Here is a 17,070-nt window from a genome sequence, read left to right as displayed (position 1 = left end):
AAACGGTGGTATGGCTGTTGGGGAGCTGCAATTGGCCATCGCATGCCGAATGCCAGGGGGCATGCGTCTTATGGGGCGGCGGGTTTTAAACTTTGAGAAGATGCGAAGCCTCGAGCAACTCGTAGCCCAGGTCCACCGTGCCCAGGATGCGCGGACGAGGCGCTACCTCGAGCATGCGGGTTTGCGGGTGAGCTGCCGGGCGGGCTGCGCCTTCTGTTGCCACGCTTTGGTGACGGTGGGCCTGGCCGAGGCTCAGTACCTGCGCAAGCGGCTCGAGCCCCACGTGCTCGAGCGCCTCGAGGTCGAGGGGGTGGCCCGGTTGCAGCGCATCCGGCGGGAAAAGCACAGCGCGGATTTTCCGGGGCGCTATTTCGCCGAGGCCAACCCCTGCCCGCTGCTGACCCCTGAGGCCACCTGCTCGGCTTACTCTGCCCGCCCACTGGCCTGCCGGGGCGTCCTGACCGACCTCGAGGCCCACTACTGCGCTCCGGGTGCCATTCCGGAACTGAAGGGAGAGAAGCTGCTCCGCTACCGGCAGCAGCTACGGCCCTACCATGGCCCCGAGCACTACCTCAAGCGGCCCTGGCGAAGCTCGGAGCGCCTGGCTCACAGCCTTTGGGCGCAGGAGCAGGCCTTGCGGGGCTTCACGGTAGTGGGGGAACTGGCTTCGATGCTCTACCTCCTTGGGCAAGAAGAATTCCAAGCTGCCCTCGTCCAGGGAAAAAGGGCCGTCCGAGATCACCTCAAGGGCCTGGGGGTGTTGGGTGGGGAGTGGGGTTTTTGGGTAGACTGAAGTGCGTGCACCGGATGGCGCTGCTGCTCGGGCTGCTCCTGCTTTTGAACCCTGGGGTTTGGGTCAGGGGTGCGGGGAGAGCTGCGCCGCATTACATCGTGGTGCTGGGAGCTGCGCAGTACAACGGCAAGCCTTCTCCCATCTTCAAGAACCGGCTCGAGGCTGCCTTGGAGCTGTTCCGGCAGGGGGTTGCGCCAGCCATCATCGTGACGGGAGGCAAGCGGCCCGGAGACCGCTATAGCGAAGGGGGCGTGGGGTGCGGCTACCTGCGGGCGCGGGGTGTGCCACTCGAAGCCCTCGTCTGCGAGGAGCAAAGCCGTAGCACCTGGCAGAACCTCAAAAACATCCTGCCCGTGGTCAGGGACCACCCCGTCCTCATCGTGACCGACGATCCCCACCTACCCCGCGCGCTGCTGCTGGCCGAAAGGCTGGGCCTCAAGGCCAGGGGATACCCCGTCAAGGGCAGCTTCTCATCGGCTTATTACCAGCGCGAGATCCTGCTCACGCTGCTGGCGCGGCTGGGGTTCACGGACGCTTATAGCGATCCAGCGAGGTGAGGTAGCCCTCGAGCAAAGCGCGGAACTGGCTGAGGAAGAGGTCGCGCTCTTGCCGCAGGGATTCGATATCCCCGCGGATGCGCTTCATCTCGGCCACGATCTCCTGCATGGTCTGCTCGCGGGCCGCCTCGGCTTCGCGTTTGATCAGCTCGGCTTCGCGCTCGGCCTGCTGTTTGATGTCGCGGGCGATGCGCTCGGCGGCCACCACCGCCCGCTTGAGGTCGGCTTCGCCCTCGCGGGCTTGGCTCAACTCGCTCTCGAGGATGCGAATGCGCTCCCGCAGGCTCTCGTTTTCCTCGGTAAGGGCGGCGAGGCGATCGGCTACCTGGGCTAAATACTCCCGCACCTCAGCTACGGCATACCCCCGCAGCCCTTGCTTGAACTCCTGGTAGCGAACGTCGAGGGGGGTCAGGTCCATAGCGGTCTCTGATTCCAAGGCTAACGGTGGGGCCGTGGGTTTTGCAATGGATGGAAGCCAAATGCCCAGGGCCGAGCACAAAACCCCCTGGACCCGACGCTCGGCCAGCGCTCAGGTTGCGGTTCAATCCGGCTCGAAGATGGCCGTGCCCACCCGCACGATCGTGGCCCCCTCCTGCACGGCGACCTCGAGGTCGCCCGACATGCCCATGCTGCGCTCGGGGAGGCCGTAGCGGTCCGCCAGGCGTGAGAGTTGAGCGAAGATGGGGCGCACGGCCTCAGCTTCTTCGGTGTAGGGGGCCACGGTCATCAGCCCGCGCAGCTCCAGGCCCCCCAGGGTGCGAAGTCGGGCGATGGCCTCGGGGAGTTCTTCCTCGAGGAAGCCGTGCTTCTGCGGCTCGCGCCCCACATTGACCTCGGCCAGGACAGGCAACACCCTGCCCTTCTCGCGGGCTTTGAGGTCGAGGGTCTGGGCCAGCCGCAGCGAATCGACCGAGTGGATGAGGGCGAAGTCGAGCACGAACTTGGCCTTGTTGCGCTGTAGGGGCCCGATGAAGTGCCATTCCACCCCCTCGAGTTCGGCCATCTTGGGCAAAGCTTCCTGCACCCGCGACTCGCCCAGCGGGTAGTTCCCGTGGGCCAGGACCTGCTGGCGGATCTCCTCGACTGTGTGGCCCTTGGTGACCGCGACCAGCCTGACCGCGGCCGGGTCGCGCCCCGCCCGGCGGGCGGCCTGCTCGATGCGCTGGAGTACCTTCGCCAAGCCCATCGCTCAGATTGCGGCCAGGATGCCGCGCACGAACTTGCGGAAGGTGGCCCCGCTACGGGCGGCGACCTCGAGCACCTCCTGTTCGGTGGCGTGGTGGTCGCGGTCGGGAATGGCCATGTCGGTGATGGTGGAAAGCCCCAGCACCCGTGCGCCCAGGTGGCGCAGGGCGATTACCTCGGGCACGGTGCTCATGCCGATGGCGTCGGCCCCGATCTGGCGCAGCAGGCGCAGCTCGGCACGGCTGGCGAACTGCGGTCCCGGCCACCAGGAGTACACCCCTTCGCGCAGGGTGATGTCCTGGGCGCGGGCTACTGCGCGGGCTTTGGCGATGAGCTCGGGGTCGTAGGCGTCGAAGGTCACCGGGAAGCGTGGCCCCAGGCGCTCGTCGTTGGGGCCGCGCAGGGGGGAGAGCCCGGCGTAGTTGATGTAGTCGAGGTGGAGCATCAGGTCGCCCGCGTTCCAGTTGGGGTTGAGGCCCCCTGCCGCCGAGGTGACCAAGAAGGTGCGGGCTCCCAGGAAGAACCCCACCCGCTGGGGGAACACCACCGCCTCGGCCTCGTAGCCCTCGTAGTAGTGCACCCGGCCCTTGTAGGCCACCACCCGCTTGCCCTCGAGGTGCCCCAGGATCAGCTTGCCCTCGTGACCCGGCGCGGTGGAGTGGGGAAAGTGAGGTAACTCGGCATAGGGCAGCGTTGCTACCGGCTCGATTTCGTCGGCCAGCGGGCCCAGCCCTGAGCCCAGGATAATGCCAATCTCGGGGGTGAAGTCGGTCGTGGCGCGGATGTGCCGCACCGTCTCCTGGATCTGGTCGTAGCCTGCCATGAGGCCAAGATTACCATGTTGGAAGCGGTGTTTGAGCTCGAGGGTCGGGGGCTTTACGACCCCTGCCGATCGGCCATCGGCGCTTCAATTCCCCTCTCACAAGGGGCTAAGATGATACGGGTATCCTTTGCGCCATGAAGCGACTGGGGCTTTCTTTTCTTTTGCTGCTGAGCCTGGCCTGGGCTGCTCCCATCGAGGAAGTAGAAGTCCGCGGTGGGGACACGGTTTTGCAGGCCCTGGCCCGCATCGCCTTGCCCTTCGGGGTGGGGGACGAGCCGGGCGACCTCGAGGCTGCCCGTAAAGCCGTGCTGGACACCGGATACTTCAAAGACGCCGAGGTGCGGCTTGAAGGTAACAAGCTGATCGTAGAGGTCGTGCCCAACCCGCCCGTCGAGAGCGTGGCGGTCGAGAGCAAGGTCTTCCCCCAGGCCGCGCTGGTGCGCTTCCTCGAGACGCAGTTCGCCATCGGTCCGGAAGTCACCTACAACCCCAAGAAAGCCCGCGAGGCTGCCGATGGATTGGCCCAGGCCTACCGCCAGCAGGGCTTCCCCTTCTTCCCGGTCGTGGGCGTCAAAGCCGAGGAGGGCAGCAAGGGCGTCAAGCTCACCTTCAGCGTCGAGGAGAACCCGCAGCTGAAGAAGGTCGAGCTTGGCGAAGTGAGCTACGTCTCGCGGGAGCGCCTGCAGGCCATCTTCAACAACGTGCCCCAGGATGGCCGCTTCGACTTTCAGCGCTACATGGACGCTGTCAATCAGGCTAACCAGCTCTACACCGCCGCCGGTTACCGGGGCAGCGGGGTGGACACTGAGCAGACCCAATTGCAAGAGGGCACGCTCAAGGTGGCCCTGCGCGAGCTGAAGATAGCCGAGATCCGTGCCGGCGACCTCGATGTCAGCAGCTTGGGCCTCAAGGCGGGCGATCCTTTCAACTACGACAAGCTCCTCGACGGGGTCAACGCCCTTTCGCGCCAGCTCGAGCGCAACATCGAACCCCAGCTCGAGCTCACGCCCACCGGTGTGCGCATCACCCTGCAGCAGGGAGCCGAGCGTTACGGGCCCATCAAAGAGGTGCGCATCGAGGGCAACACGGCTTTCCCCACCCAGAAGCTGCTCGAGCGCGTCCGTCTCAAGCCCGGCGACATCTACAACCCGGCGCTGGCCCAGGAGGACTTTGGCCGGATCCTAGCGCTCTACCGCGAGGCCGGTTATGAACTGGTAGCTCAGCCCCAGATTCGCTTTCAGGATGGGGTCTACACCCAGATCATCCAGGAAATCCGTATCGAGGGCTACGAGATCAATGCCGGCGAAAACCCCCGCACCCAGCGCGAGACCATCCTGCGCTACCTGCCCCAGCCGGGTAGCCTCTACTCCGTGCCCGCCCTGCGCTCGGGCCTGACGAGCATCGTGCGCAGCGGCATCCTAGCCGAGCCGCCGCAGGTCAGCCTCAAGCCGGGTTCTGCGCCCGACAAGGTGGTCGTCGCCCTGGGCCTCAAGGAGGCCCGCACCCTGCAGTTCCTGCCCTCTTTGGGCTGGAGCAGCATCGAGGGTTGGTCGGGGAGCCTGCGCCTGGCCGATACCAACCTGTGGGGCCTGCTGCACAGCGGCAGCCTGGACCTCTCCTTCAGCCAGAACGACGCCGGAGACCCCCTGTCCCTCAGCCTCTCCTACCAGATCCCCTGGCTCTATGCCGATTTCGCCGACTTCAAGGAGGTCAACACCTCGGTGGGCATCTCCATTTACACGGTGCCCAGCCCCAACAATCCCCTGCTCGACGCCAACGACAACAAGACCAACTGGGAGTTCACCGAGCGAAAGACCGGCTTCCGCATTGGCATCAACCGCCCCCTCTCCAAGGACCTGCAGAGCCTGCGTCTGGGTCTGGGGGTGCGCTACGAATACGTCATTCCCAAGCTCGAGACCGGCAACGCCCCCCAGCCCTGCAGCGACCCGGACGCTTCGAGCAGCACTTGCACCAACCTCAGTGAGGACGAGGCTCGGGCTCTTCTGGAGAAGCCTTATGGCACCTTCCGCCTCGAGGGCAATGCCTCTTACGCTCAGGTCAACAACCCACGCTTCCCCACCCAGGGCTACAGCGCCGACCTCCAGAGCGCTTTTGGCATCTCCACGACCCAGGGCGAGTCGGCCAGGACCTTCATCCCCTTCTCCATCACCGGCAAGACCTACTTCGCTCTCGACGAGGTGGGTCGCCAGGCCCTGGCCCTGCGGCTTTCAACCGGCGTCGTGCTGGGCAACCCTCCCGAGAGCCAGCGTTTTTACCTGGGGGGGGCGGTGGATGACGTCAGCACCCTGCGTGGCTACGACCCCCGCACCCTGGGTGGCATCTACCTGGTGTCGGGGGGGCTGGAGTACCGCTACGACTTCGGCTTGAGTCCGGCTGGCGGCACCAACGTCTATGCTGTGGTCTTCACCGACTTTGGCAGCGCCTGGAACCCTGGGGATGCCTTCGGGCTGAAGCTGGGCTATGGCCTGGGCCTGGTCTTTGAACTCGACGTGCTGGGCGCTTTGCTCCCTCCCTTCCGGGTCGAGTACGGCTTCAGCCCCGACAGCCCCGGTGGTAAGTTCTACTTTCGCTTTGGCTCGTGGTTCTAGAGCGCTTCCCACGAGTACCGCCTACGGCTGCCCCTTGCTGTAGGCGGTAATTTTCGCTGCACCGCGTTGGGAACCGCGAAAACACCAAAGGTTGGACGCAATACGCCACTGGCGCTGGGCGTGCTACGAGGTTAACAAGCCCTCATACATTCCTTAAGAAAGCCTCAACATAGGGGGGGACCTTCCTTAGGAAATGGGTATCATGAGACCGATGAGCGTGCTTCCGTCGTTGCGGGGGATGATCCTCGAGGATAGCGCCGAAGGCTTTTGGGAGCGCTTCTCGGCTTATGCCCAGGAGTGGCCCATCGCTCCTGAGCCCCTCGGGAGTCCAATCCTCGAGCTGCTGACCCCCGCGGGCGTTCTCTACGCCTTCGACCGGGGGCTCACCCCCATTCCTCACAGCCCCCTGCGGGTGCTGCTGCACGGTGTGGTAGAGGCCAGCGAGGACACCGAATCCACCGGCATCAGCCACCTCGGGGGGGGTCGTTACGAGCTGCGGGGCCAGGTGCTTCGCGGGCTCGAGCGCGGGTTCTACCTGTTTGCGGTGGGTCGCCCCGAGCTGCTCTTCGTGCTGGCCTCGAGCCAGCCTCTGCCGCCTGGGCCCCTCGCGGTGCGCTTGGCTCCTCCTTTGATGGCCTTCCGACCTTAGCGAGCTTAGCCATGGCCAGCAGCACCTGCCCCCGCTGTGGTTACCCCAACCCGCCGCAGGCGGATTTCTGCGTGCGTTGCGGCACCCCACTGCATCCTGCTTATACCCAGGAGCGGCGCTGGGTGACGGTGCTGTTCTTCGATCTCTCGCGCTTCACCGAGTACCTGCTGGCCCACCCCCTCNAGGACACCTGGCGCACGGTAGACGGCGCACTGCAACAAGCTGCCCGGGAGGTGCGTAACCGGGGCGGCACGGTGGATAAGTTCTTTGGGGATGGGATCCTGGCGGTATTCGGCGCCCAGCGCAGTCAGGACAACGATGCCGAGGCCGCCCTAGAGGCCGCGCGCAGCATGGTGGCCTCCAGCCCCTTGCCCGCACGGGTGGGGGTGGCGAGCGGGTTGGTGCTACGCACCCCGCTGGGCGGGGGCATGGCAGGTGACCAGACCGTGCTGGGCCCGGCGGTCAACCTGGCCCAGCGCCTCTCGGCGGCGGCTCCACCGGGGGAGGTGTGGTGCGACGAGGTGACCATAAGGCTGGTGCCCCGCGCTCGGGTCGAGGCCATGCCGGCCCAGACGCTCAAAGGCTATGCCGAGCCGCTGGCCCCGCTAAGCTACCTGGGCCTGCGTGAGGAGCCCCCGGAGATCGTGGGGCGAGAGTACGAGCTCGAGCAGCTCGCAGCAGCACTCGAGGCCGTGCAGCGGGGTCAGTCGCGCCGGGTGGTGATTCATGGCCCTATGGGTGTGGGCAAAACTCACCTGGTGCAGCACTTTCTGCGGAGTCTGCCCGAGGGGGTGCGGGGGCTCATTGCGCCCCGGATGGGCAGTAGCACCGCGCTACGGCAGGCCATTCGCCAGGGTCTCGAACCCTTCGTCAAGGGCAGCTTAGCCCAGTGGGTACAGGGCATGGACCAGGGCCGACCCAGCGAGGCGGCGCTGGCCTACACCCTGGGCCTCATCGACCAGCCCGACCTCGAGCCCGGCGACCTCGAGCGCTACCTCATCGAGGGCTGGCGGGCGGCGCTGGAGATGCTCTCCCGGCAGTCGCCGTTGGTGCTGGTGCTGGAGGATCTGCACTCCACCGAGCCGGCCATCCTCGAGTTCACCCGCCAGGCCCCCGAAGGACGGGTGCTGATGGTGATGACCGCCCGCCGCAACCGCTGGTCGCGCGGCCCTGACCTGCAAGTCCTCGAGCTTGCCCCCCTGAGCCTGCAGGAGTCCCAGCGACTGGTGCAGATCTGGCAACCGGGGCTCGAGCCCCGGCGCTCGCTCACCCTCGCGGGCTTGAGCGCGGGCTTCCCCCTGGTGCTGCGCGCGCTCCTCACCCATCCCCAGGGCGAGCCCGAGCCCACCCCCTTCTACCAACCTCGCCTCGACAGCCTGCCCCGCCTGGTGCGGCAGGCCCTCTATGCCGTGGCGGTGCTGGGTGACGGCACCCCCAACGAGCTGGTGCGCTTCGTGCTGGGCGACGACACCGATCTCTCGCGCCTGGAGGCCGAGGGTTTCGTGGAGGTGGGTGAGCAGGGGCTGGAGTTCGCGGTACCCTTCCTGCGCGAGGCGGTGCTGGGGCACGTCAGCGCGCAGCAGGCCAAGGACTGGCACCTGCAGGCGGCGCGCTGGTACCAGCAGAAGGGCCGGCTCTTCGAGAGCGCACGGCACCTCGAGGCCGCTGGCGACAGCCTCTCGGCCTTCCGTTTCTGGCGGCTGGCCGCCCAGCGGGCCTGGGCCGAGATGCAGTACGACCGAGCCTTTGGAGCTTACCGCGAGGCTTTGCGTCTGGCCGAGGGGAACTTGCAGGCTACCACCGCGCTGGAGATGGCCGAGCGCCTGCTGAGCCTGGGTCGCTTCGCCGAGGCCAGCGAGATGCTCAACCCCCACGCCTCCCTCAACCCTCTGGCCGAGGCCCTGCGGGCCGAAGCCCTCTTCGAGCGAGGGATGGTGGACGAGGCGCTGGCGATCTTCCCCTCTTTGTGCGAGGAGCCCCGGGCCATCCTGGTCAGAGCCCTCCTGATGCCTCAGGCAACCCAGCTCGTCCCCGCCGACTTCCCCCGAAACCTCCAACCCCTGGCCTGCCTGCGGCAGGGTCAGGCTGCGTTGCGCCAGCAGAACTACGCCGAGGCCATCCCCTGGCTCCAGGCCTACCTGCAAGCCTCCGAGCCCGCTCCCTACCGCGAGGCCCTGGGGCGGCTGGAACTGGCCCGCGCCCTGTGGCGTTGCTACCGTCCTGGCGAGGCCCTGCAGGTCCTGCAAGGCTTCACCCCCAACCCCGAACTTCCGGTTGGCCTGCAGCTCGAGGGCCTGTGCGAGCTGGCTGCCCTGCAGATGGACAGCGCCCTCTACCACCAGACCTACACCACCCTCGAGCTCATGGCCCGCTACCTCCAGGCGGCCCCTCCCACCGCCAGGGCCAGGGCCTACGGGATGCGACTGCGCTACCTGCTCGAGACCGGCTACGTCGAGGAGGCGGTGCAATGGGGTGAGCGGGCTTGCAGCGAGAGCGGCGACGGCTGGTTGCTGGCCCACCTGGCCCTGGCCCACGCCCTAGTCCCCGGCGAAGAGCACACCCGCGCGCTCGAGCGCCTGACCCAAGGCCTGCGCTACGACGACCACCCCGACACCCACGGACTGATCCAACTGGCCATGGGGATGCGGGCGTGGCACTTGGGCTTCGACCCGCGTAAGGCCCTCAAGGCGGCCTTGGTCGCGGCCAGGCGACATCCCAACCCCTGGATCTATCACCGCAGCCTGCTCACGCTGGGCCTGTACCACAGCGAGCACAACCCCACCCGCGCCCTGCACCTCGCCCGGCACCTGATGAACCACACCGGCAAGACGGGCTTCACCGCCCTGCACGAGCTGGCCCGGCTTTTGCGGGTTCAGCTGGAGCTAAAGCAGGGGCGTGAGGTGTTGCACCTGCTGCAATTCCAGCCGTCCAACGCTTTTTCCCACGCCTGGCGCACTGCTTTGCTGCGTTGGCTGGGGGAAAACGTGCCCGCCTCGCCCCTGCGCGCGGTGGAGGGGTATGGCATCCTCGGAGCCTGGCTCAGGCACTTCTGGTACGCGGGTTCCGCCCCACCCTCATCGGCCTGAGCGCTTTGGGCGTATCATGGGGGTCTGTCGTTGCGGGAGTGGGGTAAGATCGAACCACACCGCCTCATCGCCTGGATCCATCCGGGGTCGCCATTATGGACTTTGATAGCGCCCAAGCGGTCGAGCAGATTCGCTCCCGGCTCCCCATCGCCGAGCTGGTGGGCCGTTACGTGGCGCTCAAGCCGGCGGGCAAAGGCCGCTACAAGGGGTTGTGTCCCTTCCACCAGGAAAAGACCCCCTCCTTTCAGGTAGACGAGGCCAAGGGGCTGTTCTACTGCTTCGGCTGCAAGGCCGGGGGCGACCTATTCGCCTTCTTGCAGAAGATCGAGGGGCTCGAGTTCCGCGAGGCGCTCCTTCGCCTGGCCCGCGAGACCGGCGTGGAACTGCCCGAGTTCGGGTCCCAGGGCAAGAAGCGCGAGCTGTACGAGGTGTTGAACCTGGCCCAGGACTACTTTCGCTCCCACCTTCCCGGGGCCGGGTTGGAGTACCTCAAGGGGCGTGGCCTGAGCGAGGAGTCCATCGAGAAGTTCGGCCTGGGCTACGCCCCGGCGGGCTGGGACGGCCTGCTGCGTTACCTGCAGAACAAGGGCGTCAGCCCCGAGGAAGCCAGCCGGGCTGGGGTACTGGCCGAGCGCGACGGGCGTTTCTTCGACCGCTTCCGCAACCGCGTCACCTTCCCCATCCTCGACAGCTTGGGCCGCATCGTGGCCTTCACCGCCCGCGCCCTGGCCCCCGAGGACACCCCCAAGTACCTCAACTCCCCCGAGACCGGCCTGTTCAAGAAGAGCCTGTTGCTCTACGGCTACCCTCAGGCCCGTCAGGCCATCCGGGAGAAGGCCCGCGCGATCGTGGTGGAGGGGCTCTTCGATGCCATCGCACTGCACCAGCTGGGCTTCGCCGAGACGGTGGCGGTGCTGGGCAGCAGCCTCTCGAGCGAACAGGCTCACCTGCTCAAGCGTCTGGAGGTGCGTGAACTCTACCTCTCCTTCGACGCCGACGAGGCTGGGCGCAAGGCCACGCTGCAGAGCCTCGACCTGGAGATCGTCAAAGGCTTTCTGGTTCACTCGGTGGGCTTAGAAAGCGGCAAAGACCCCGGCGACCTGCTGCTCCTTCCAGATGGGGCCCAGCGCTACACCCTGGCGCTGCAAAATGCCCTCCCCGAGGTGGAGTTTCGCTTCCAGGTCGCCGCGCGGGGGGTCAACCTGCAAACCCCCCAGGGCAAGCAGCAAGTGCTCGACGCCCTGTTGCCCCGCCTCGTTTCCCCCGACCCGCTGGACAAGGTGGTGAGTGCGCTCAAGCAGGTGCTGATGAGCCGCTTGAACCTCGAGCCGCGCGCCATCGACGACTACATCCGCAGCCGCGCCAGCCGTCGCGCCCCCGCTTCTCACTCCCCCAGCGCGCTGGGCCTCTCCCGCCCCGACCTCTCGGAAAAACGCCTGCTACGCGAGCTGGACGTGATTTCACTGCTTTACTCGGTCCCCGACGCCGAGTTCGTGAGCTGGTGCCAGTACGTCGAGGACCACACCTGGCCCCCTGAGGGCAGCCTGTTGTCCGACTTCATGGCGGTGGTCAAGAACGGCCAGAACAAGGCCAGGGTGATCCGGCACTTTCAGGAGCGCGGCGAGGGCGACCGGCTCTTCGACGCGCTGATGAAACGTCCCGAGGAAGCTCCGCAGGACCTCGAGCGCACCCTGCAAACCAGCATGGCCCGGCTGCGCGAGGTCTACTACGAGATGCGCTTGGACAAGCTCAAAGCCCAGCTCAGGGCGGCCTCCGACCTCGAGGAGATTCGCGCCCTCACCAAGGACATCCAGGAGGTGCTCCAGGCCATCGAGGCCGAACGCCGGGTGTACCGCACCTGAGAGCGCTCCCCTCATGGCGGAGCTTCCACGGTAGGATAAGGCGGTGGAAAGCGAAATCCTCTCCCTCAGCGCCGAAACCCTCCGGCTCTTGCTCGACTTGCCCGGCATCCAGGCCGAGCGGATCGAAGAAGATCTCTTCAGCATTACCTATTCCACCGGCCTCAAAGCCCGCCTGATCACCTATGGCGACGACCCCCTGCGCAGCCTGCAGTTGCGGGCGGGGTTCTCGGGGTTCAGCAAGATCGAGCTCAAGCACATGAACCAGTGGAACAAGCGCTACCGCTTTTCCAAGGCCTACCTCGACGACGACGGCGACCCCTTGCTCGAGACCGACCTCGAGCTCACCGGCGTGACCCGCGAGACGGTGGTCAAGTTCGTGCAGAACTTCGATGACCAGTCCAACTTGTTCTTCTCCTACCTGCGCATGATCGACGCGGGGATCGTGGAGTGAGCCGCTGCGGCTGAGGTCGCTATTAAACGTGGCGCTACGCCCGGGTGGGGCCGGGTCGTGGTGCTATACTCGAGCCACCAGCTAATGGAGCAAATCTTCGGCAGAACCAACGGTCTCAAACCCAGCGAAAAAAAGCGGCTAGCCAATCTTTACCGGCGTAAGGTTCCGGCGGATCGCCTCCTGACAGCAGAACTCGCGGGGACCTTGGCGGGGCTTTCGGGGGAGCTCGAGAAACCGCTCAGCCTGCTCTTCGACCGCAGTGGGCACGTGATCCGGGTGGCGGTGGGGGATGCCAAAGAGGTGCCCATCCCCGAGCGGGCCTACGTCGAGACCCGGCTCTCGGGGTATCGCCTTGTTCACACCCACCTGGGCGGCGGGGGTCTTTCGCGCCCCGATCTGTCCACCCTGTTCCTGCACCGCCTCGACGTGATCGCCGCGCTCGAGGTCGAGGGTGGCCAGCCCCGTGCACTGCACTTAGCCCAGCTCTCCCCGCCCAAGGCCGAGCAGGAGGACTGGCAGATCCTGCCCTCCAGGCCCTACCACGAATACCTCGAGTGGGACCTCGGGGGAGCGGTGAGCGCGTTGGAGGAAGAGCTTTCGCGCCAGGCGCGGGTGCTCGACCTGCAGGACGGCTCGGGGGAACGCGCGATTTTGGTGGGCGTGGACCGGGGCGAAGGCACCCAGGCCGAGGTCGATCTGGCCGAGCTGGCCGAACTGGCCCGCACCGCCGGGGCCATCGTAGCCTACAAGGAACTCGTCTACCGCCCGGTGCTCGATGCGCGCTACGTGGTGGGCCGCGGCAAGATCGAGGATCTGCAGAGCAAGGCCTACCACGAGAACGCCGCCACCCTGATCTTCGGCCTCGAGCTTTCCCCCGCCCAAGCCCGCGAGCTGGAGGCCGCTACAAGCCTCAAGGTGCTCGACCGCACCCAGCTCATCCTCGACATCTTCGCCCAGCACGCGCGCACTCCGGAGGCTAAGGTGCAGGTCGAACTGGCCCAGCTCAAGTACCTCTTGCCCCGCCTGGTGGGTCGGGGCAAGGATCTCTCGCGTCTGGGGGGTGGTATCGGCACCCGTGGGCCGGGCGAGACCAAGCTCGAGGTCGACCGCCGCCGCCTGCAAGACCGCATCGCCGAACTCACCCGCAAGCTGCGGGAGATCGCGGGCCGCCGCCAGGAGACCCGTCGTCAGCGTGAGCGGGCCGGTTTGCCCGTCGTCTCGGTGGTGGGCTACACCAACGCGGGCAAGACCACGCTGATGCAGGCCTTGGCCAAGAAGGGCGAGCCGGGCGAGAATAAGCTCTTCGCCACCCTGCGCCCCCTCACCCGCCGGGGCTTCTTGCCTAAGCTGGGCGAGGTGCTCTACACCGACACCGTGGGCTTCATCCGCCACATGCCCGATGAGCTGCTCGAGGCCTTCCGCTCGACGCTGGAGGAACTCCGCGACGCCGATGTGCTGGTGCACGTCCTGGACGCTTCGCAGGAGGGAGCCCTCGAGCGCTACGCGGTGGTCGAGCAAATCCTCGCCGAGCTCGAGGTGGAAGTGCCCAGGGTTCTGGTGCTCTCCAAGGCCGATCGGGCCGATGGGTATGACCTCGAGTTCCTGCGTGAGCGCCTGGGCGGGCTTGCGGTCTCGGCGCTGAGCGGGGTCGGTTTGCCCGAGCTCAAGCAGGCCCTTGCCGAGAAGCTCATCGCCAAGGGCATGCGCCCGGCGGTCTGGGCGCAAACGGGCTACCTGCCGGATTTCATGCCCTGAAGGGTTCGGATTTTTTGAGCCTTCAGCGCCCTGCGCCTGGCGTACGACCCCCGCTCAATACGTCAAAAACCCCCTGAGCCCCGTGGCTTCGCTCCACTGCACCTCCACCTGCTCCACCCTGGCGAGGCGGGGGCCTTGGCGCAGGAAGCGCAGGAATTGCTCGAGCTCTTCTCTGGGGCCTTCGGCTACGACTTCGACCCGGCCATCGCGGAGGTTTTCAGCGTAACCGCTTAGGCCGAGCTCTTTGGCTTTGCGCTGGGCGAAGGCTCGATAACCCACGCCCTGCACGTCTCCACTGACCAGGGCCACAATGCGGGTCATGAGGTCAGCCTAAGGCCTTGCCTGGGATTTTGACAAATGCGCCCATAACCTTCCCTGCAATCTGCGTTAACGTAGCACACAGAAAGAATTGGTTATCATGAGCGTTGGGTTTTCCGAGGGAAACGCCAGCTTGAACTGGTGGCTGCGAAAGTTGGAGAAGGGTGGTCGAGAAGCGTACGGAACAAGCCAAAAAGCGGAGAGGGCTGCGCCTTTGGCGTTTGGTTCCGGCCCTTTTTCTTTTGGGGGTTGTACTGCTTCCGGCCTTGCCGCCTGTGCAATCGCTGGTGCTGGGTGAGATCCTCAAGGCTGCGGGCTTTAAGGGCGAGTGGAGGGGGACCGGGGGCTATCTCCTTACCGGGCTCGAGCTGCGCGGGGTGCGGCTGGAGAAGCCGGGTATCGAGCTCGAGGGGGAGCGGATCCAGCTCGAGTACGGGCTTACCGGTCTGTTCCGCCGTGAGCTGCCCATCCGCCTTCGCCTCAAAAACGTCAAGGCCTTGTTGAACTGGGAGGAGATCTTCCGACCCCAGCCCGCCGCAGAGGCCCAGCTCAAGCTCAAGGTGGACGAGCTCAAGCTCGAGGGGGTTGAAGTCGGCTTCGACGAGGCCAAGAAGCTGGTCCTGCCACCGCTGAAGATCACCCTTCGGGGCGACGGCCCAACCTACGCTTTCACCGCCACCTTGCCCGCGGGCTCGGCCAGCGGGCAACTGCGCCGCGCCGGGCGGGAGTTCGAGGCCTGGGAGCTGCGGGCTGAGGGCGAGGTGCGGGCGCTGAGCTACTGGTACCCCGGCCTCGAGGACGGAAGCTTCCAAACCCGTTGGACCCTCTCGCCGCGGGGGATTGAAGGGCACAGCCGGCTCGAGAACGCCCAGGTCAGCGTCGTGGGCCTGACCATCACCCACATCTCCGGTCCGGTGGACTTCAAGCACAACGTCGTCACCGCCAACCTCACCGGGTCTGCCTTGGGTGCTCCGGTGGTGGGCGACGCCACGGTGGACATTGGCGCCCAGAACTACAGCTTCCGCGTGCAGGGCCGTCCTAAGCTGGCCGAGCTGGCCAGGAGCTACGGGCTGGTGCTGCCGGTGGAGGGGGGCGGACCGCTGGTGCTGGAGGGCCGGGGCTGGGAAAACCTGGTCATCACCGGCGGGTACGAGGGCCAGGGCCGGTTGCTGAACGAGCCGCTGAGCTACAAGGGCACCCTGGGCTTCGACAAGGTCTTTCGCCTTAACGCCGCCGTCCAGGGGCGCTTCTTCGACCGCGGCTACGTGGCGGGGGTCAAGCTGGTGGGCCAGGACTACACCGTCGACCTCAAGGACAGCCTGGGCAGCCTGCTGCAACTCACCGGTCGGGGCAACGCCACGCGGGGCCAGGGGCGGCTCACCCTGCCCAAACCCCTGCTGGGCGAGGCGGGGGTGAGCTTCTACAGCCAGGGGAGTCGCTGGAGCGCTGAGGTGCTGTCCAGGACAGTCAACCTGCCGCCGATCGCCAAGCCCTTCGACCTTTCGGGCCGCCTCTCGGGCGAGGGAAGCCGGGTGTGGGGGCGGCTGGGCCAGGTGGGGTTGTCGGGGAGCTGGAACGACCTGGCGCTGGATTTGGGGCGCCTCGAGCTGGTCGTGGGCAGCCTCAGCGGCAAGGGCCGCCTCGAGGGTGGTCGCTTTAGCGCCGACTTGCTCTACGACTCCGACTACGCCCGCTTTCCCCTGGCGGTGCGCCAGGAGGGGCGGGTATGGCGCTTCTTCAACGACTACGCCAGCGGGCGCTTTGCCGAAGGGATACTCGACCTCAGCGTCAGCCGCCTGCCCCTGCGGTTGGGGACCGACTTCGTCCTCAGCGGCGAGGCCCGTTACGCCCGAAACCGCTTCTCGGGGAACTGGCGCCTGCTGGGCGACTGGGCCGAGGTGGAAGGGGTGCTCGAGGGCCTGGGTACACGCTACGGCGGCGAGGTGCGTACCCCGCTGGGCAGGCTGCCCTTGCGGGGCGTGGCCGACGGGCGGGGGGTGCGGGCCAGCCTCGACACGCTGCAAATCCGCGCGGGGAGCGAGGGGGTGCGGGTGCAGGGGCCGCTGAAGCTGGGCTTCATCCGGGCCCAGGCCGACCTCAGCTACCAGGGTGGGCTCTTCGGCGGGACTGCCCAGCTCGAGACCCCCTGGCTCGAGGCCCGGCTCGAGGGGCGCGGCGGGAGCCTATGGGCCGATACCAGTGGCTATGCTCGCCTCTTTGGCCCCCTCTGGCCCGGTACCGCCCTTCAGGGCCGCCTGACCCTGCCCGACTTCGGTCCCCTTAAAGTGGCCCAGGTGCCGCTCCACCTCGACCTGAAGGAGGCTCGCATCGGCGAGGGGCGGGTGCGGTGGGGTGGGAAGTTCCCCTTCACGCTGGTCCTGCCCGTGCAGATCGGCGGGCAGGAGGCCACCCTCAGCGCCCAGGGTGACCTCGAGCAGGGCAGCCTGCGCCTGCAGCACCCCTGGGGCCAGGTACAGGGGCGCGGAGCCTGGAAGGCCCTGCAGCTGCGGGGTAGGCTCGAGCTGCCCTTCCTGGGCCCGATAGACCTGAGCGCGAGCGCCGACTTGTTCCGGGCGGCCTACGCAGGCCGGTTGGACTCGAGCAAGCTGGGTGGCGGACTGCGCTTTTCGGGTCAGGGGGCCAACCTCAGCTACAGCGGCAATTTTCAGCAAGGAAAGCTGGTGCTGAGCGGGGCTTACGCCAGGAGGACGATCCCCGAGGGGTTGCGCCTGCGGCTGGAGGCCAGGGGGTACGACCTGCAAGCGCTAGGGGTGCCGGGGAGGCTCGAGGGCACCTGGAGCGAACGGGGCGGCAGCCTGCGGCTGGACAGCGCTTACGGCCAGCTCAGCGCCCAGGGCAGGGACCTGCTGGGGCGGCTAACCTTGAGCGGCGACACCCGCTGGGGCACGCTGCGGGCCTTTGCCGATGCCCGCGGCCTGAGCGCCGAAGCCAGGCTGGACATCCCCCACCTCAGCGGCACGC

At 66.8% G+C, this 17,070-nt stretch carries 12 protein-coding genes; 8 read left to right on the top strand and 4 right to left on the bottom strand.

Annotated elements, in window-relative coordinates:
* Positions 1–100 precede the first annotated feature (100 nt).
* Positions 101–793 carry a YkgJ family cysteine cluster protein gene (locus tag B047_RS0112795; RefSeq protein ID WP_018467364.1) on the top strand — a complete coding sequence of 231 codons (693 nt, stop codon included), beginning with the start codon at positions 101–103 and terminating at the stop codon, positions 791–793.
* A 14-nt stretch (positions 794–807) separates the two neighbouring features.
* Positions 808–1,350: an ElyC/SanA/YdcF family protein gene (locus tag B047_RS0112790; protein ID WP_018467363.1), complete on the top strand. Its 543-nt coding sequence runs from the start codon at positions 808–810 to the stop codon at positions 1,348–1,350.
* Here B047_RS0112790 and B047_RS0112785 read toward each other — a convergent pair.
* The 3 genes from B047_RS0112785 to B047_RS0112775 form a co-directional block, all read right to left on the bottom strand.
* Positions 1,319–1,768, bottom strand: coding sequence for a DivIVA domain-containing protein (locus B047_RS0112785; protein WP_018467362.1), 450 nt, complete (start codon positions 1,766–1,768; stop codon positions 1,319–1,321). The two genes, B047_RS0112790 and B047_RS0112785, sit on opposite strands and share 32 nt — an antisense overlap.
* Before the next feature lie 123 nt (positions 1,769–1,891).
* Positions 1,892–2,536 carry a YggS family pyridoxal phosphate-dependent enzyme gene (locus tag B047_RS0112780; RefSeq protein WP_018467361.1) on the bottom strand — a complete coding sequence of 215 codons (645 nt, stop codon included), beginning with the start codon at positions 2,534–2,536 and terminating at the stop codon, positions 1,892–1,894.
* Between the two features lie 3 nt (positions 2,537–2,539).
* Entirely contained in the window at positions 2,540–3,358 is an 819-nt protein-coding gene (locus B047_RS0112775) for a purine-nucleoside phosphorylase (protein ID WP_018467360.1), read from the bottom strand.
* Between the two features lie 134 nt (positions 3,359–3,492).
* Here B047_RS0112775 and B047_RS0112770 point away from each other — a divergent pair, with 134 nt between their 5' ends.
* The 6 genes from B047_RS0112770 (at position 3,493) to hflX (ending at position 13,770) form a co-directional block, all read left to right on the top strand.
* Positions 3,493–5,967: a BamA/OMP85 family outer membrane protein gene (locus B047_RS0112770; RefSeq protein WP_018467359.1), complete on the top strand. Its 2,475-nt coding sequence runs from the start codon at positions 3,493–3,495 to the stop codon at positions 5,965–5,967.
* A 211-nt stretch (positions 5,968–6,178) separates the two neighbouring features.
* Complete coding sequence (locus B047_RS0112765) at positions 6,179–6,616, top strand: hypothetical protein (protein WP_026234866.1); 438 nt, start codon at positions 6,179–6,181, stop codon at positions 6,614–6,616.
* Between the two features lie 11 nt (positions 6,617–6,627).
* On the top strand, positions 6,628–9,702 hold the full coding sequence (locus B047_RS16810; protein ID WP_084784994.1) for an AAA family ATPase: 3,075 nt from the start codon (positions 6,628–6,630) through the stop codon (positions 9,700–9,702).
* 95 nt (positions 9,703–9,797) lie between these two features.
* Positions 9,798–11,564, top strand: coding sequence for a DNA primase (dnaG, locus tag B047_RS0112755; protein ID WP_018467356.1), 1,767 nt, complete (start codon positions 9,798–9,800; stop codon positions 11,562–11,564).
* Between the two features lie 43 nt (positions 11,565–11,607).
* Entirely contained in the window at positions 11,608–12,015 is a 408-nt protein-coding gene (locus B047_RS0112750) for a YbjN domain-containing protein (RefSeq protein WP_018467355.1), read from the top strand.
* Between the two features lie 84 nt (positions 12,016–12,099).
* Positions 12,100–13,770, top strand: coding sequence for a GTPase HflX (gene hflX, locus B047_RS0112745; RefSeq protein ID WP_018467354.1), 1,671 nt, complete (start codon positions 12,100–12,102; stop codon positions 13,768–13,770).
* Positions 13,771–13,824: 54 nt separating this feature from the next.
* On the opposite strand, the gene B047_RS0112740 is transcribed toward hflX, so the two are convergent.
* The gene (locus B047_RS0112740) at positions 13,825–14,091 is read right to left on the bottom strand and encodes an acylphosphatase (protein ID WP_018467353.1); all 267 of its coding nucleotides are present in this window, start codon (positions 14,089–14,091) and stop codon (positions 13,825–13,827) included.
* Between the last annotated feature and the right edge of the window lie 2,979 nt (positions 14,092–17,070).

This window comes from Calidithermus timidus DSM 17022 (assembly GCF_000373205.1).
In the GTDB taxonomy this organism is placed as follows: domain Bacteria; phylum Deinococcota; class Deinococci; order Deinococcales; family Thermaceae; genus Calidithermus; species Calidithermus timidus.
The sequence above is the reverse complement of the archived record's forward strand: the minus strand, read 5'-3'. Positions and strand labels throughout refer to the sequence as shown.

What these genes read in the sequence shown, in the direction of transcription:
- B047_RS0112795 (WP_018467364.1), top strand. Translation starts at nt 101, where the DNA reads ATGCGAAGCCTCGAGCAACTCGTAGCCCAGGTCCACCGTGCCCAGGAT.
- B047_RS0112790 (WP_018467363.1), top strand. Translation starts at nt 808, where the DNA reads ATGGCGCTGCTGCTCGGGCTGCTCCTGCTTTTGAACCCTGGGGTTTGG.
- B047_RS0112785 (WP_018467362.1), bottom strand. Translation starts at nt 1,768, where the DNA reads ATGGACCTGACCCCCCTCGACGTTCGCTACCAGGAGTTCAAGCAAGGG.
- B047_RS0112780 (WP_018467361.1), bottom strand. Translation starts at nt 2,536, where the DNA reads ATGGGCTTGGCGAAGGTACTCCAGCGCATCGAGCAGGCCGCCCGCCGG.
- B047_RS0112775 (WP_018467360.1), bottom strand. Translation starts at nt 3,358, where the DNA reads ATGGCAGGCTACGACCAGATCCAGGAGACGGTGCGGCACATCCGCGCC.
- B047_RS0112770 (WP_018467359.1), top strand. Translation starts at nt 3,493, where the DNA reads ATGAAGCGACTGGGGCTTTCTTTTCTTTTGCTGCTGAGCCTGGCCTGG.
- B047_RS0112765 (WP_026234866.1), top strand. Translation starts at nt 6,179, where the DNA reads ATGAGCGTGCTTCCGTCGTTGCGGGGGATGATCCTCGAGGATAGCGCC.
- dnaG (WP_018467356.1), top strand. Translation starts at nt 9,798, where the DNA reads ATGGACTTTGATAGCGCCCAAGCGGTCGAGCAGATTCGCTCCCGGCTC.
- hflX (WP_018467354.1), top strand. Translation starts at nt 12,100, where the DNA reads ATGGAGCAAATCTTCGGCAGAACCAACGGTCTCAAACCCAGCGAAAAA.
- B047_RS0112740 (WP_018467353.1), bottom strand. Translation starts at nt 14,091, where the DNA reads ATGACCCGCATTGTGGCCCTGGTCAGTGGAGACGTGCAGGGCGTGGGT.